This is a genomic window from Mesorhizobium sp. M7A.F.Ca.US.002.01.1.1, assembly GCF_004022955.1.
Classification (GTDB): Bacteria; Pseudomonadota; Alphaproteobacteria; order Rhizobiales; family Rhizobiaceae; genus Mesorhizobium; species Mesorhizobium ciceri.
The window spans coordinates 1-16,039 of record NZ_RZQE01000002.1 but is presented as its reverse complement, the minus strand read 5'-3'; the positions used below and the strand labels follow the sequence as shown (position 1 = coordinate 16,039).

The window sequence follows — 16,039 nt, the reverse complement described above, 5'->3', positions numbered from 1 at the left end:
TCATCCGGATGCAACACTAGAGCGCCACACGTCCTTCGGGACGAGCGCCGCTCGCACGACTTTTAAACAGGGGTAGGACATGAAAACTGAACTCGATTATCTCGCCGAACTCGCCGGTCACGGCCGGATATCGCGCCGTGCCTTTCTTGGGCGCGCCGCCGCGCTCGGCGTATCGGCGGCCATGATGCCGGCGCTGGCCGGCAAGGCATTTGCCCAGACGGCGGTGAAGGGCGGTATCATCAAGGCTGGCCTGCAGGGCGGGGAATCCACCAACAGCCTCGATCCGGCGCTGAATCTCAGCCAGGTAACCTTCAGCTTCGGCAAGCTTTGGGGCGAGTATCTTGTGCGCCTCACACCGGACAACAAGCTGGTCAACCTGATTGCCGAAGAGATTGGCGCCTCAGCCGACGCCAAGACATGGACGATCAAGATCCGCGATGGCATCGAGTTCCACAATGGCAAGACGGTCGGCGCGGAGGACGTTGCCGCCACCATCGAGCGCCATGCGGACGAGAAGTCCAAGTCCGGAGCACTCGGCATCCTCAAGAACATCAAGGGCGTCAAGGCGAGCGGCAAGGAAGTCATCGTCACGCTCGGCGACGCCGATGCCGACTTCCCTTATCTGATGGCCGACTACCATCTCGTCATCCAGCCGAATGGCGGCAAGGACGATCCGAATGCCGGCATCAGCGCCGGACCCTACAAGGTTAGCGTCAACCAGCCAGGCGTGCGCCATGGCGGCGAGCGTTTCGCCAATTACTGGCTTGGCGACAAGGCCGGCCATGCCGACCAGGTCGAGATCATCGTCATCAATGATGCGACCGCACGGCTTGCAGCTTTGCAAGGCGGCCAGGTGCACATGATCAACCGCGTCGAACCCAAGGTCGTCGATCTGGTCAAGCGCATCGCGGGCGTTTCCATCGAGAATGTCTCGGGCAAGGGCTACTATCCGTTCAACATGTTCTGCGACACCGCACCTTTCGACAGCAATGATCTGCGCATGGCGCTGAAGCTAGCCATGGACCGCGACGAGATGCTGGAAAAGATCCTGCGCGGCTATGGCTCGGTGGGTAACGACTTCCCGATCAACGAGGCCTATCCGCTGTTTTCCGCCGATATCGAACAGCGCAAGTTCGATCCGGACAAGGCGGCGGCAGCCTACAAGAAATCAGGCCACAGCGGCTCGATCGTGCTGCGCACCTCGGACGTCGCCTTCCCGGGCGCCGTCGATGCCGCACAGCTCTATCAGCAGTCCTGCGCCAAAGCCGGCATCAAGATCGAGATCAAGCGCGAACCCGGCGACGGCTACTGGTCGGAGGTCTGGAACAAGCAGCCTTTCTCGCTCTCCTACTGGGGCGGACGCGCCACGCAGGACCAGATGTATTCCACCGGCTATGTCTCGACCGCCGACTGGAACGACACGCGCTTCAAGCGGCCGGAATTCGACAAGATGCTGTTTACCGCGCGCGGCGAGCTCGACCAGGCCAAGCGCCAGGCGATCTACCACGATATGGCAGTGATGATGCGTGACGAAGGCGGGCTGATCGTGCCCTTCTTCAACCAGTTCATCGACGCGGCCGCCACCAACAAGATCGGCGGCTATGCCAAGAGCCCTATCGGCGAAATGATGGACGGCTACGCGCTTGCCGAGTGCTGGCTCAACGCTTGAGCGGACCCTGATCGGCCGATTTCATCTATCAGAACGCCGTGTGCCCGGGACGGCACACGGCGTTCCCGTTTCAACCGCCAACCGCATGGAGCAGCCCGTGGCGCTCAAATCCAAGCTTCTGCTGATCATCCTCGATGGCGTGCCTTACCGGAACTGGCGCCGGCTGATGGGCAATCTCGAAGGCTGGGTGCAATCGGGCGAGGCGCGCGTCTGGAAGATGCGCTCGGTGCTGCCGTCGACCTCGGCCTGCTGCTATGCCTCGATCCACACCGGGGTTTCGCCGCAGCTGCACGGGATTCTCTCCAATGAGAACCGTTTCCGCGTCGAGCAGCCCGATATCTTCTCCGAGGTCAGCAAGGCAGGCGGCAAGACGGGGGCGGTGACCCATTCCTACTGGTCGGAATTCTTCCGCGCCTTCCCGTTCGACCTGGTCGAGGGCATGGAATTCGACGAGCCAGGCGGGCCGATCACGCATGGCCGCTTCCACACCATGACCGGTTACAATCTCCGCAACCAGATGACGCCGAGCGATGTCGACCTGTTCGCGACGCTGACCATGCTGACGAAACGCCATGGCATCGACTACGGCATCCTGCACACCTGCACGCTGGATTCGATGGGACACCGCTTCGGCCACGACTGCCACGAGATGGACCATGCCGTCTATGCGATGGACGGCATGCTGGCCGCCTTCCTGCCACGCTGGATCGAAGCCGGCTATGAGGTGATCGTCACCGCCGATCACGGCCAGACCGATCGTGGCCATCACGGCGGCCATGACGACGAGATGCAGGATTTCGCGCTGTATTATTTTGGACAAGGCAAAGGGCCGGATGCGGACACACTACTCGACCAGCTGCAGCTCGCGCCGACGGTGCTGAGCCGACTGGGTGTTCCCGTGCCCGCGACGATGAAGGCGAAGTCTTTCTTGGAGTGAGAAGCGGTCCGCGAAGCTCTTCCCTTCTGCCCTTGTGGGAGAAGGAAGAGGCGCACCTCTGGCAACCTCCGCGCTCTTCGGTTAGCCTCCGCAAAATTCCTTGGCGGAGGATGAACCTTTTTGGGCCGATCAGCGACAGAGCAGACAGGAGCCAGGCGGCTCGACCGGCCATGACGGCAGCGACGGAGACCGATCGCGCGCTTGTCGACCGGGTCGCGAAGGGCGACCGAGCCGCCGTGCGGCTCCTGTTCATGCGTCACCACGCGCGGGTCTACCGCTTCGTGGCGCGCCAGACGGGATCGGAAATGATGGCCGACGATATCGCCAACGAAGTCTTCCTCGAGCTGTGGCGTCAGGCGCCCGGCTTCGAAGGGCGTTCCGAAGTCTCGACATGGCTGCTCGGCATTGCCCGTTTCAAGGCGCTGTCCTTTCTGCGCAAGAAAAAGGAAGACTGGATCGACGACGAGGCCGCCGCCGCAGTGCCCGACGGCGCCGACACACCGGAAGTCGTCACCATGAAGGAAGACAAGGCGGCCGCCCTGCGGCGCTTCGTCGACGCCTTGCCGGAAGAGCATCGCGCCGTCATCGATCTTGCCTATTATCACGGGCAGTCGGTGAGCGAGATCAGCGAGGTGCTCGACATTCCGGTCGCCACCGTCAAGACCCGGATGTTCTACGCCCGCAAGAAACTCGGCGAGGCTCTCAAGGCCGCCGGTTACGACAGGGGCTGGCCATGAGCGCCGCTGAAAAGATGTCGCGCCGCGACGAAATGGAAACGCTGCTGCCGTTCTACCTGAACGGCTCGCTGGAAGGTTCCGACCTGGAAGCGGTCGAGGAATGGCTGGCCAGCGATCCGGCCGCACTTGCCGCCCTTGGCGAGGCTGAAGCCGAATTCTCCGGCGCCACGGCCGCCAACGAAGCAATCCGGCCGCCGGCCGATGCGCTCAGCCGCTTTGCCAAGGCACTCGACGCCGAGGCCGGGCCTGCGCGCAAGCCGGCAGGATCGTCCTGGCTGGCGCAGGCCTGGGGCCGCTTCATGGCGGTGCCGGTCGGCGTCGCCTGGGCGGCAGCCGCGGTTCTGCTGGCTCTGGTCATGGTGCAGTCGTTTGTCGAACCCGGCGGAAAGGGCAATGATTTCGAGATTGCCGGCGCGCAAGACGATCTGGCGAAAATGCCGTACGCCCTGGTCAAGTTCAAGCCGGATGCGAAGATGTCGGACATTTCCGCCTTCCTCGGCAGCAACGGGCTGAAGATCGTCGGCGGACCGACCGCCGACGGCGTGTTCCGGCTTGGCATCCCTGCTGCCAACGCAGCCGACTACACCAGGCAAATCGGCCTTGTTGCCGCCCAGGCTTTCACGGAGACTGTGATCGAGGGAAGGAAACCGCTTGATGGCGGCTGAGGCGGTCATTCGATTTGCGGCAATGCTTGCGGCGGCGATGATAACCGTCGCCGTGCCCGCGTCGGCGCAGACCAAAGATCCCAATCCCGACCAGACGAAAATCGACTGCCGCGACGGGACCAATGCGGCAGGCGCCGACTGCGCCAAGGATGGCAGCGACACAGAGGGCGGATCGGATGCGGCGCAATCCGGCGCGGTGTTCCTGCCGGCCCTGATCGTCGACCTGTTTCCCAACCCGGCGGCGCCCCCGACCCCTGTGCCGACGCCACGGCCCGAACCGGCGACGCCGCCGGCCGATACTCAAGCCGGCCCCCCGCCCGGTGGCCCGATCGTCTCGCCGACCGATCTCATTGCCGTTCAGCCGCGGCGCGCGGTGGTTGGCGATTTCGTGCCCGACGAGGTGCTGGTGACCGTCGACGGCGATGCCGGCGCTGTCCAGCAGATCGCCGCCTCCTTCGGCCTGCAGGTGCGCTCGCAGCGCCAGTCGCGGCTGCTTGGCACCACACTGGTGCGCTTCGGCATTCCCGACGGCCGGCCCGTCGGCGTCGTGCTGGCGCAACTGGCCGCCGACGGCCGCACCCAGCGGCGCGAGCCCAATCACGTCTATTCGCTGCAGCAGGCCGCCGGCATCGTCAACTATGCGTTCGACCGCATTGCACTCGATTCCAAGCAGGCCAGCGGAGAAAACGTCCGCATCGCGGTGATCGACACCGGCATCGACGACACCAACCCGGCGCTCTCGGGCGTCATTGCCGGGCAGTTCGACGCCATGCCCGACGTGCCGATCGAAAAGCGCGATCACGGCACGTCGATCGACGGGCTGATCGCCGGCGTCGGCGCGCTGGAAGGCATGGCACCGGGCGCAAAAATCTATCACGCCCGCGCCTTCGAGGGCGGCAAGTCGACCATGGACGTCATCCTGTCGGCGCTCGACTGGGCGGCGGAACAGGACGTGCGCATCATCAATATGAGCTTTGTCGGGCCGAAGAACGATTTGCTCGGCGTCGCCTGCCGCAATGCCCGCGCGCTCGGCATGGTGCTGGTCGCCGCAGCCGGTAACAACGGGCCGAAGGCACCCTATGGCTATCCGGCCGCCTTCGATGGTGTCATCGCGGTGACCGCCACCGATGCCAAGGACGGGCTGATGCCGCAGGCCAATCGCGGCGCCTATGTCTTCATCTCGGCACCCGGCGTCGAGATGGTGGCGCCGAGCGGCGCCGGCTCGGATGTGGTCACAGGCACCTCGTTTGCCGCGGCGATCGTGAGCGGCGCCATCGCCAATCTCATCCATGCCGCGCCCGATCGCTCGGCCGACGACATCGAAAAGGCGCTCGCGGCAACGGCCAGGGATCTCGGCCCCAAGGGACGCGACAATGATTTCGGCTACGGCCTGCTGGACATCAAGGCGGCGGCGGCAAAGGACTAGTCTGCGACAGTCCAAGCCGCGGCTTGCGGAGGACGCACCAGAAAATAGAACGCGACGATGTGCGTGATCATCAGCAGCGGCACGTAGATGATCGGGATCGCGTAGGTGGCGCCCAGTTCGCCCGCACGCTGGGGGAGGCCGACCTGGATGGCGTGGTAATAGTCCACGATGAGGTCGACCGTCCCGACCAGATTGAAGGCGACGACGAGCGCCCAGAAGAGCTGAGGTATCCTCACCGTGAGCAGCGCCAGCATGGCCAGCACTCCTGTTGCAAGGTCGCCGTAGGCAGCAAACACGGCAAAGCCGGCAGGCAAATCGGGGCTGACGACACCCGGAACGAGGAAGACCAGCCCGAAGAAGCGGAAGCTGTGCAGAGCGGCAACAGCGCGCTGCGCCGCGACCCGGTCCATCGACCTGAGCCACGGCAAACCGTATGTAGCGAAGCAAAGCAGCCACGCGACATAGCCCAGAACAAGATGGATTTGGAATAGGACTTCGGTGGACATCTGGCCTCCTCTCGACAATTGGTTCATGCGGCCTCGAACACTGCGGTCAGGATACCGAGCCGACCTTGCATAAGATTTCGTCCGAGGTTGGCCGCAAGCTCAGCGAAGTCCGGTCCCATCACCACGCCGAGATTGGGCGAAGGCGGCGGCCCCGACGCGCGCAACTGTGCGAACCACGCCTTGGCGGCGTCGGTGTCGTCTTGCCATGCCAGCATGCGGAAGCTGGCCGGTTCGATCGCCTCGCGCGTCGCACCGGCTGTTAGGAGAAAGCTCGTCGCCGGCGTTCTCGCCCAGGGAAGCGCATAGTGCGGCTCGCCTCCAGACAACACGACGTCGTATGTGGCAAACCTGCCGCCTGGCTTCAGCACGCGCCGAATCTCGCTGTAGAGCAGCGTCCGGTCAGAGATGTTCATCGCCACGTGCTGCAACAGCACCGCGTCGAAACGGCCATCGTCGAATGGGAGCTCCAATGCGCTGGCGGTCTGGAACGACAGCTGCCCGCTCTGTCCCGTGCGCTCGGTCAGATAGCGCGCGGCATCCACGAAAGGCTCGCTGAGATCCACGCCAGTAACCCGGCAGCCATAGGTCGCAGCCAGAAAGCGCGCCGGCCCACCGACGCCCGAGCCGACGTCCAGTATCGACATGCCGGCAGCGATCCCCGCCAATTGGGCAAGCTCGCCGGTGGCAGCTAGCCCACGGGTGTGAAACTGGTCGAGAACGCCCAATTGTTGGGGCGTGAGGAGCTGGTCCTCCGGGCCGAGGGCAGCCAACACCGTCTTCAGCCGCTCGGTCAGGCCCGTCGCGCGATAATGGTCGCGTACCCCTTCAAGTTCATCGGTCATCGCATGATGTCTCCTAGGTTCAGCTCATACCTAGGCCCACTTCCATAATTCGACTACCCGGCGTAATAACAACAACCTATGAAGCAGAACTACACAGTCCGACATGGTGCGCTGGAGGGCATCGAGGCGTTCCTGGCTGTCGCCAGGCACCGCAACTTCCGCCGCGCCGCAGCGCAACTCGGCGTGACACCGTCCGCCGTGAGCCAGGCGGTGCGCGCGCTGGAGGCACGCATGGGTGCGGCGCTGTTCGTCCGCACGACACGGAGCGTCGGCTTGACCGAGCCTGGCCAGCGGTTCCTCGATCGTGCCGGCCCTGCTTTCGAAGAACTCGTCGCGGCCGGCGAGGCCGTGCGTGACATCGGCCAACGGCCGACCGGTCTGCTGCGCCTCTCCGTGCCCCGCGCTGTCGTGCCGTTGATCCTGGAGCCGATGATCGCGTCGTTCTGCCGGGCTTACCCCGAGATCGAGCTGGAGATCGCCGCGAGCGACGAGATGGTCGATCTCGCGGCCGGCGGGTTCGATGCCGGCATCCGTCTCGGCCAGTTCATCGCGGTCGACATGGTCGCGGTGCGGCTAACCCCATCGTTTTCGTTCGTGGTCGTCGGCAGCCCTGACTATCTCAAACGCCACGGCCGCCCCGAACGCGTCGATGATCTGCGCAACCACGCCTGCCTGCGCTTGCGCCGTTCGAATGGCGCCATAGCGCCCTGGGCTTTCGTCGACGGCAACGAGACGATCGAGGCGATGCTCTCAGGCCCGCTGATAGCGCACGATTATCCGACATTGCTCGGGGCCGCGATGCGGGGCGTCGGGCTGGCGCAGACGCCTCGACCAATCGCTGAAGCTCCGATAGCCGAAGGTAAACTGGAACCGGTGCTGGACGGCATTGCCGCCACGACGCCCGGCGTCTTCCTGTATCATCCCGGCAAGCGCCAAGTCCTGCCGAAGCTGCGCGCCTTCATCGACCACCTCAAATCCGCGGCGTGAGATGTCGGAATCCGGCCCCCTTGCGGTGGTCTCGCTACTGCCGGCGTCGGGCGAGATTGATGCGGCGTGAGTGTCGCGTCTCAACTCGATCCCGCAGAGCACATGGCTTTGATCTCCAGCTACGCCGGCGCACCGGCGACTGACCCTCTCACCACCAGGTCGACCGGCCAGACCTCGCCTCGCGCGCCCTCCTCCAGTCCTGAAATCCGTGCCGCCAGCCGCTCGGCGACACGGGCGCCGGCGAGACGGATCGATGAACGCGTCGTCGACAGCGGCACCGAGAAATTCTCCGGCCTCAGCCAGGGGAAGACATCGTCATGGGCGATCAGCGAGACGTCGCCCGGGATGCTCAAGCCGAGGTCGCGCACCGCACGCACGACGCCCAGCGCCATGATCAGGCTGGAGCAGGCGATCGCCGTCGGCGCGTCGTCCCCTTCCAGCAAACGCCTGGTGGCGCGATAGCCGTTCTCCTCGGTCATATCGACCGAGCAGACATGGCGTTCGATCAATGTCAGTCCGCTCGCGGCGAGTGCCCGGCGCACGCCGCGTTCGCGATGGATGGCGAAGGTCTCGCGGCCGTCACCGTTGATCAGCGCCAGCCGCCGATGACCGAGCTGGATCAGCAGCCTGGCCGCTTCGTGGAAGGCGCCCTCATTGTCGATGTCGGTGAAGGCGTAGTCGAAATCGAAGCCCTCACTGCGGCCATGGACGATGAAGGGAATGCCGAGCGTGTTGACCAGCGCCACGCGCCGGTCAGCGGGCCTTGGAGAGGAGATATAAACAGCGTCGACCTGCCGGTTGGCGACGATGCGCCGGTAGGTCGTCTCCTGGTCGTCGGCGTCGGCCGGCGACAGCACAAGGTCGAGCTCGTGCGAGCGAGCATAGTCGCCAAGGCCGGACAGGAACTCGACGAAATGCGGATCGATGTCGACGGACGCACCGGTCGGCAGGACATAGCCGATCATGCCGGTCTTGCCGGTCGCCAGCCGGCGCGCGCTCGGGTTGGGCCGATAGCCATGGCGCTTGGCGGCATCCATGACACGCCTGCGCGTCTCCTCATTGACCTCGGGATAGCCGTTCAGCGCGCGGCTTACCGTGGTTTGCGAAAGTGCCAGCATGTGGGCGAGCTGCTTGAGGTTCACGAAAGTCTCCATTCCCTCAAAGCGCTTTTAAATTGAATCGACCCAAGTGCCATCGGGGCCGAGCCATACGAAGCCCAACCATAGACGCGGTTTGGGCATGTTTGAAACAAAAATTGCTGCTGCACTGCCATAATAGCATGCTGCGACGCACTTTTAGGGCGCAAATGCGCGAACCTAAATCGATTGATTCGCCAGCCTCTTGACTTCCCCGCGATTCAATGGCGTGATCGGAAAAGCCAAAGCGCTTTGGAAGACTCTTCGAAAGGTTGCGGTTCCTTTCCGACTGAGTCACAGTCCTGCGGCGTCGGCGGGCGGAATGGAGGTTCCGTCCGGTGTGTGAGACCCACTGGGAGGAATACCGATGAAGAAAATGCTTTTGCTGGGTGCTGCGTTTGCCACGTTCGCCCTGAACGCGCCCGCGCAGGCCGAACTGAAGTTCAAGCCCGGCGAAGACAAGCGCTTCAACTGGGCGAACTACGAAGAGCTCAAGAAAGTCGACCTCAAGGGTGAGACGCTGTCGATCTTCGGACCGTGGCGCGGCGAGGACGAAGGCCTGGTGCGCGGCGTTCTCGACTATTTCTCGGAAGCCACCGGCGTCGAGATCAAATACTCCTCCTCGGAGAATTACGAGCAGCAGATCGTCATCGACACGCAGGCCGGCAGCCCGCCCAACATCGCCGTGCTGCCGCAGCCGGGCCTCATCCAGGACCTGGCGTCGAAGGGCCTTTTGACGCCGCTCGGTGACGACACCGCCAAATGGGTCAAGGACAATTACGGCGCCGGCCAGTCATGGGTCGATCTCGGCACCTTCAAGGACAAGGACGGCAAGCCGGGCTTCTTCGCCTTCCCTTACAAGGCCGACGTGAAGTCGCTGGTCTGGTACTCGCCGGATAATTTCGAGGAAGCCGGCTACAAGGTGCCGAAGACCCAGGAAGAACTCGCCGATCTCGAAAAGAAGATCATCGCCGATGGCGGCAAGCCGTGGTGCATCGGCCTCGGCTCCGGCGGTGCCACCGGCTGGCCGGCAACCGACTGGGTCGAAGACCTGATGCTGCGCACCCAGCCTCCGGAGGTCTACGACAAATGGGTGAAGAACGAGATCCCGTTCAACGATCCGGCGGTGGTCAACGCCATCGACATTTTCGGCAAGATCGCGACCGACGACAAGATGGTCGACGGCGGCGCCAAGGCGGTTGCGGCGACCGACTTCCGCGACAGCCCGAAGGGCCTCTTTTCGGTGCCGCCGAAATGCTACCTGCACCACCAGGCATCGTTCATTCCGACCTTCTTCCCGGAAGGCACCAAGGTCGGCCAGGACGCGGACTTCTTCTACTTCCCGCCCTATGCCGCCAAGCCTGAACTGGGCACGCCCGTGCTCGGCGCCGGTACGCTGGCGATGATCACCAAGGACAGCAAGAGTGCGCGCGCGTTCATCGAATTCCTGAAGATGCCGCTCGCCCACGAGATCTGGATGGCCGAGGGCGGCTTCGTGACGCCGCTCAAGTCGGTCAACAAGGATGCCTATGCCAGCGACGCGCTGAAGAAACAGGGCGAAATCCTCGCCAATGCCTCGACTTTCCGCTTCGACGGTTCCGACCTGATGCCGGGCAAGATCGGCGCCGGCGCCTTCTGGACCGGCATGATCGACCTGGTCGGCGGCAAGTCGGCACAGGACGTCGCCACCGACATCCAGAAGAGCTGGGACGCCATCAAGTAGACGGCTGGCACGTAGACGACCAACCATTCTCGCACTGGATCCGGACCATACCGGCCCGGATCCGACGGCGGCCCGTGCCGCAGCCTTTCGTCATGAGCGCATTGACATGAAGCGCGATCGGCAATGTGCGCAAGCCGCCGATGACGCGCTCCAAACAACTGAATCGGCGCCTGGTCCCCGTCACCAAGGTCATTCCTTGTCGGGTCATGCGCAGGGGGAGAGGGACCCATGGCGGCTCAGATTTTCTCGGCCATATTCGTCATCATCGTCGGCGTCGGCGGTTGCGTCGCCTATTTCTGGGGCGCCAACAAACTGGTCGACCTGATATTCCCGTCACGCGGCGTCGCCGGTGCCGCGGCCATCGACAATCTACGCCGGCAAGGGTTGGTCCGCCCATGGCTGTTCGTCGGCCCGGCGATGATCATCCTCACCATTTACCTGATCTATCCGGTGGTCGAGACGCTGCGGCTGTCGTTCCTCGATCGCGGCGGCATCAGTTTCGTCGGCCTGGCGAACTATGAATGGGCGTTCGGCGACCGCGAGTTCCGCAACTCGATCCTCAACAACATCATCTGGCTGGCGGTGGTGCCGGCCGCCTGCACCTTCCTCGGGCTGATCATCGCCGTGCTTACGGACAAGATCTGGTGGGGCACGATCGCCAAGAGCCTGATCTTCCTGCCATTGGCGATCTCCTTCGTCGGCGCCAGCGTGATCTGGAAATTCATCTACGAGTATCGGGGCGAGGGCCAGACGCAGATCGGCATCCTCAACGCCATCATCCAGCATTTCGGCGGCCAGCCGCAGGTCTGGATATCGCTGCCGTTCTGGAACAATTTCTTCCTGATGATCATCCTGATCTGGATCCAGACCGGCTTTGCCATGGTCATCCTGTCTTCCGCCCTGCGCGGCATCCCCGAGGAAACGCTGGAAGCCGCCGTCATCGACGGCGCCAATCCGTTCCAGATCTTCTGGAAGATCATGGTGCCGCAGATCTGGGGCACCATCGCCGTGGTCTGGACCACGATCACCATTCTGGTGCTCAAAGTGTTCGACATCGTGCTGACCATGACCAACGGCCAGTGGAACAGCCAGGTGCTGGCCAATCTGATGTTCGACTGGATGTTCCGCGGCGGCGGCGATTTCGGCCGCGGCGCCACCATCGCCATCATCATCATGATTGCGGTCATTCCGATCATGGTCTGGAACATCCGACAGGCGAACAAAGAGACGGGAGGACATTGAGATGGCCGTCGCGACCGGAAATTCCTTCGCCAGCCGCTTCGGCGTCCACATCGCCGTGCTCATCTTCGTCGCGATCTGGACCATACCGACCCTCGGCATCCTGGTCTCGTCGCTGCGCGACAAGAACCAGATCATCGCCTCGGGCTGGTGGAACTCGTTCGCCAGTTCCACCCAGACCGAAGCCGGCCGGCTGCCGCCCGCCTCGGCGCAAGTCGAGAAGGCCGGCAAGTTCGTGCTCGAGGGCAATATCTTTGGCGACGGCGCCAAGCGCGACATCAGCGCCTTCGGGGTCAAATCGGCGGCACCGACGCAGTATCCCGCCGGCACCACAGCCGATCTCGGCGACGGCGTGACCTTGCAGCTCAATGCCGACGGCAGCTTCGTCATGCAGTCCCCGAAAGCGTTCGAAGGCGATCGCGGCCAGCGCGTCTATTATGCTTCGTCGGCGCCGCCGAAATTCACCACCGATAATTACAAAACCGTGCTGTTTTCCGAAGGCATCGGACGGTCTTTCATGAATTCCCTGACCGTCACCATTCCGGCGACCGTCATCCCGATCCTGATCGCCGCCTTTGCCGCCTATGCGCTGGCCTGGATGCGGTTTCCCGGCCGGGCGCTGCTGATCGCGGTCATCATCGGCTTGCTGGTGGTGCCATTGCAGATGTCGCTGATCCCGCTGTTGAAACTCTACAACGGCGTCGGCGCTTTCTTCGGCATGCCGTCGAAGACCTATCTCGGCATCTGGCTGGCGCATACCGGCTTCGGCCTGCCCTTCGCCATCTACCTGCTGCGCAGCTACATTGCCGGCCTGCCGCGCGAAATCATGGAATCGGCGCGCATCGACGGCGCCAGCGATTTCGAGATCTTCGTCAAGATCGTCTTGCCGCTGTCGTTTCCGGTGCTGGCTTCGTTTGCCATCTTCCAGTTCCTGTGGGTATGGAACGATCTGCTGGTGGCGATGGTTTTCCTCGGCACAGAGGCAGACCAGATTGTGCTGACCGCCAAGCTCAACGCGCTGTTGGGCTCACGCGGCGGCGACTGGGAGATTCTGACGACATCGGCTTTCGTGACCATCATCGTGCCGCTGATCGTGTTCTTCTCGCTGCAGCGCTATTTTGTCCGCGGGCTGCTTGCCGGCTCGGTGAAAGGAGGCTGAGACGATGCAATCCGCTTTGAAGGCCAGCTCGAAGCCTGACCTCGCCATCGATCGCGACTGGTGGCGGGGCGCGGTGATCTACCAGATCTATCCGCGCAGCTACCAGGACTCGAACGGCGACGGCATCGGCGATCTCAAGGGCATCATAGGCCGCCTCGCCTACATCGCCGCACTCGGCGCGGACGCTATCTGGATTTCGCCGTTCTTCAAGTCGCCGATGAAGGATTTCGGCTATGACGTGTCGGATTACTGCGATGTCGATCCGATGTTCGGCACGTTGGCCGACTTCGACGCGCTGACCGCCGAGGCACACAGGTTGGGCTTGAAGGTGATGATCGACGAGGTGCTGTCGCACACCGCCGACAATCATCCCTGGTTCAAGGAAAGCCGGTCGAGCCGCAGCAACCCGAAAGCCGACTGGTACGTCTGGGCAGACGCCAGGCCGGACGGCACGCCGCCCAACAACTGGCTGTCGATCTTCGGCGGCTCGGCCTGGCAATGGGACACCAGCCGCCAGCAATATTACATGCACAATTTCTTGGCCGAGCAGCCCGACCTCAACTTCCACAACCACGAAGTCCAGGACGCGTTGCTCGACGTCACCCGCTTCTGGCTGGAGCGCGGCGTCGATGGTTTCCGGCTCGACACCATCAATTTCTACTTCCACAGCCAGGGCTTGGAAAACACCCCGCCGCTGCCGCCAGAAGAGCGCAACGACCAGACCGCGCCGGCGGTCAACCCCTACAACTACCAGGACCATCTCTACGACAAGAGCCGGCCCGAGAATCTCGGCTTCCTCGAACGGTTCCGTGCCCTGCTCGATGAATATCCGGCAACGGCAGCGGTCGGCGAGGTCGGCGATTCGCAGCGTGGGCTTGAAGTGGTGGCCGCCTACACCGCCGGCGGCAAGCGCGTGCACATGTGCTACTCCTTCGATTTCCTGGCGCCGGAAAAGATCAGCGCGGGCAAGGTCCGCTCGGTGCTGGAATCCTTCGGCAAGGTCGCCAGCGATGGCTGGTCGTGCTGGGCCTTCTCCAACCACGATGTAATGCGCCCGGCCTCGCGCTGGGCCGCCAATGAGCCCGACCCGACCGCCTACCTCAAGGTCATCTCGGCGCTGCTGATGTCCTTGCGCGGTTCGGTCTGCATCTATCAGGGTGAGGAACTTGGGCTCGGCGAGGCCGACCTTCGGTTCGAGGATTTGCAGGATCCCTACGGCATCCGCTTCTGGCCTGAATTCAAGGGCCGCGACGGCTGCCGCACACCGATGGTGTGGGACGGCGGCGCCAAGAATGGCGGCTTCTCCCAGGCAAAACCCTGGCTGCCGGTGCCGGCCAAGCATTTGGCGCAAGCGGTCAATGTCCAGCAGGGCGACGAGGCTTCGCTGCTCGAGCACTACCGGCGCTTTCTCAGCTTCCGGCGTGCCCATCCGGCGCTGGCCAAGGGCGACATCACCTTCATCGAAAGTGAGGGAGATACCGTGGCCTTCACGCGCCGCGCAGGCAACGAGCAGATCGTCTGCGTCTTCAATCTGGGAGCCGGGCGGGCCAAGGTTGACCTTGGCGGCCGATCGCTGCAACCTCTGCCCGGGCACGGATTTTCGGGGCAGGCGAGCAGCGGTTCCATCGAGCTTGGCGGCTACGGCGCCTGGTTCGGGCGTCTCGACTGAATTTCCAATCACTGGAGGAAACCAATGGCCGATGTCACGCTAAGACAAGTGAAGAAGTCCTACGGCAATCTGAACATTCTCCACGGCATCGACCTCGATATTAGGTCGGGCGAGTTCATCGTCTTCGTCGGCCCGTCGGGCTGCGGCAAGTCGACATTGCTGAGGTCGATCGCCGGGCTCGAGGAAATCACCTCCGGCGAACTCAGAATAGCCGGCGAAGTGGTGAACGACGTGCCGCCGTCGAAGCGGGGCATCGCCATGGTGTTCCAGTCCTACGCGCTGTACCCGCACATGACCGTCTACGACAACATGGCGTTCTCGATGAAGATCGGCAAAGAGAACAAGGCCGAGATCGACCGCCGCGTGCGCCAGGCCGCCGAGATCCTGCAGCTGACCAAATATCTCGACCGCCTGCCCAAGGCGATGTCGGGTGGCCAGCGCCAGCGCGTCGCCATCGGCCGCGCCATCGTGCGCAATCCGAAGGTGTTCCTGTTCGACGAGCCGCTTTCGAACCTCGACGCCGCGCTGCGCGTCGCCACCCGCATCGAGATCGCCAAGCTCAAGGAATCGATGCCCAACACGACCATGATCTACGTTACCCACGACCAGGTCGAGGCGATGACGCTGGCCGACCGCATCGTGGTGCTCAAGGACGGCCATATCGAGCAGGTCGGCACGCCGATGGACCTCTACAAGAAGCCCGGCAATCTGTTCGTTGCCCAGTTCATCGGCTCGCCGGCCATGAACATCCTGGACGGCCGCACCACTACGGACGGTTTTGTCGCCAGCGACGGCACGGTATTTCCGCTGCCTGCGTTGGGACAGGGCGAAAGTGCGCTTGCCTGGGGCATCCGGCCCGAACATCTCAAGCTCTCAGACAGCGGCGTGCCGGCGGTGGTCGAAGTGGTCGAGCCGACCGGCGCGGAAACCCTTGTCATGGCCAAAGCCGGCAACAACACCTTGAGCGCGTTGCTGCGCGAGCGGATTTCCGTGATGCCGGGCCAGAAGGTTTTCCTGGCGCCGGACCTCACCCAGTTGCATCTGTTCAACGCCAAGGGTCAGCGCATTATGCGGGTGCGGAACGCATCAAGGGTTATTCGGCAGATGAAATAATCGGCAGGCACTTTTCCCAATTCTATACGCCCGAGGACCGTGAGCGGGGCAGTCCGCAAAGTGCCCTGGAGATCGCCGCCCGTGAAGGGCGAGTTGAGCGCGAAGGCTGGCGTATACGCAAAGACGGAACTACGTTCTGGTCCCACGTGGTCATCGACGCCATTCGGCACGAGGATGGCGAACTCCTGGGGTTCGCGAAGATCACACGCGACATTACGGAGCGGAAGAAGG

14 protein-coding genes and 1 pseudogene are annotated in these 16,039 nt (G+C 63.3%); 12 read left to right on the top strand and 3 right to left on the bottom strand.

Annotation, left to right across the window (positions count from 1 at the left end):
• The first annotated feature begins 79 nt into the window (after window positions 1-79).
• From EN932_RS00635 to EN932_RS00615, 5 genes are all read left to right on the top strand, one after another.
• Entirely contained in the window at window positions 80-1,669 is a 1,590-nt protein-coding gene (locus EN932_RS00635) for an ABC transporter substrate-binding protein (RefSeq protein WP_024501943.1), read from the top strand.
• A gap of 97 nt (window positions 1,670-1,766) precedes the next feature.
• Window positions 1,767-2,606 (top strand): alkaline phosphatase family protein, encoded by an 840-nt coding sequence (locus tag EN932_RS00630; protein ID WP_127368851.1) that lies wholly within the window; start codon window positions 1,767-1,769, stop codon window positions 2,604-2,606.
• A gap of 170 nt (window positions 2,607-2,776) precedes the next feature.
• A complete protein-coding gene (locus tag EN932_RS00625) occupies window positions 2,777-3,343 on the top strand; it encodes a sigma-70 family RNA polymerase sigma factor (RefSeq protein WP_013528254.1) in 567 nt (188 codons plus the stop codon).
• Window positions 3,340-4,008, top strand: coding sequence for a hypothetical protein (locus EN932_RS00620; protein WP_013528255.1), 669 nt, complete (start codon window positions 3,340-3,342; stop codon window positions 4,006-4,008). Before EN932_RS00625 ends, EN932_RS00620 begins: the two co-directional genes overlap by 4 nt.
• On the top strand, window positions 3,998-5,434 hold the full coding sequence (locus EN932_RS00615; RefSeq protein WP_127385129.1) for a S8 family serine peptidase: 1,437 nt from the start codon (window positions 3,998-4,000) through the stop codon (window positions 5,432-5,434). Before EN932_RS00620 ends, EN932_RS00615 begins: the two co-directional genes overlap by 11 nt.
• On the opposite strand, the gene EN932_RS00610 is transcribed toward EN932_RS00615, so the two are convergent.
• Both EN932_RS00610 and EN932_RS00605 read right to left on the bottom strand, forming a co-directional pair.
• The gene (locus EN932_RS00610) at window positions 5,431-5,940 is read right to left on the bottom strand and encodes a hypothetical protein (protein ID WP_013528257.1); all 510 of its coding nucleotides are present in this window, start codon (window positions 5,938-5,940) and stop codon (window positions 5,431-5,433) included. The genes EN932_RS00615 and EN932_RS00610 overlap by 4 nt on opposite strands.
• A gap of 23 nt (window positions 5,941-5,963) precedes the next feature.
• Window positions 5,964-6,782: a class I SAM-dependent methyltransferase gene (locus EN932_RS00605; protein ID WP_128368676.1), complete on the bottom strand. Its 819-nt coding sequence runs from the start codon at window positions 6,780-6,782 to the stop codon at window positions 5,964-5,966.
• 78 nt (window positions 6,783-6,860) lie between these two features.
• Between EN932_RS00605 and EN932_RS00600 the strand changes: the two genes are divergently transcribed.
• A complete protein-coding gene (locus tag EN932_RS00600) occupies window positions 6,861-7,769 on the top strand; it encodes a LysR family transcriptional regulator (protein WP_013528259.1) in 909 nt (302 codons plus the stop codon).
• Between the two features lie 119 nt (window positions 7,770-7,888).
• Here the strand turns inward: EN932_RS00600 and EN932_RS00595 are convergent, their stop codons facing one another.
• Window positions 7,889-8,911: a substrate-binding domain-containing protein gene (locus EN932_RS00595; protein WP_013528260.1), complete on the bottom strand. Its 1,023-nt coding sequence runs from the start codon at window positions 8,909-8,911 to the stop codon at window positions 7,889-7,891.
• 361 nt (window positions 8,912-9,272) lie between these two features.
• Between EN932_RS00595 and EN932_RS00590 the strand changes: the two genes are divergently transcribed.
• From EN932_RS00590 to EN932_RS00565, 6 genes and pseudogenes are all read left to right on the top strand, one after another.
• Complete coding sequence (locus EN932_RS00590) at window positions 9,273-10,628, top strand: ABC transporter substrate-binding protein (protein ID WP_013528261.1); 1,356 nt, start codon at window positions 9,273-9,275, stop codon at window positions 10,626-10,628.
• A 228-nt stretch (window positions 10,629-10,856) separates the two neighbouring features.
• Window positions 10,857-11,870: a sugar ABC transporter permease gene (locus tag EN932_RS00585; protein ID WP_063169814.1), complete on the top strand. Its 1,014-nt coding sequence runs from the start codon at window positions 10,857-10,859 to the stop codon at window positions 11,868-11,870.
• 1 nt (window position 11,871) lies between these two features.
• Window positions 11,872-13,026 carry a carbohydrate ABC transporter permease gene (locus EN932_RS00580; RefSeq protein ID WP_064992880.1) on the top strand — a complete coding sequence of 385 codons (1,155 nt, stop codon included), beginning with the start codon at window positions 11,872-11,874 and terminating at the stop codon, window positions 13,024-13,026.
• A 4-nt stretch (window positions 13,027-13,030) separates the two neighbouring features.
• Entirely contained in the window at window positions 13,031-14,695 is a 1,665-nt protein-coding gene (locus EN932_RS00575; RefSeq protein ID WP_128336337.1) for an alpha-glucosidase, read from the top strand.
• 24 nt (window positions 14,696-14,719) lie between these two features.
• A complete protein-coding gene (ugpC, locus tag EN932_RS00570) occupies window positions 14,720-15,808 on the top strand; it encodes a sn-glycerol-3-phosphate ABC transporter ATP-binding protein UgpC (protein ID WP_128368675.1) in 1,089 nt (362 codons plus the stop codon).
• A pseudogene (locus EN932_RS00565) lies at window positions 15,769-16,039 on the top strand (PAS domain-containing protein); the annotation flags it as partial. The gene ugpC and the pseudogene EN932_RS00565, both read left to right, overlap by 40 nt.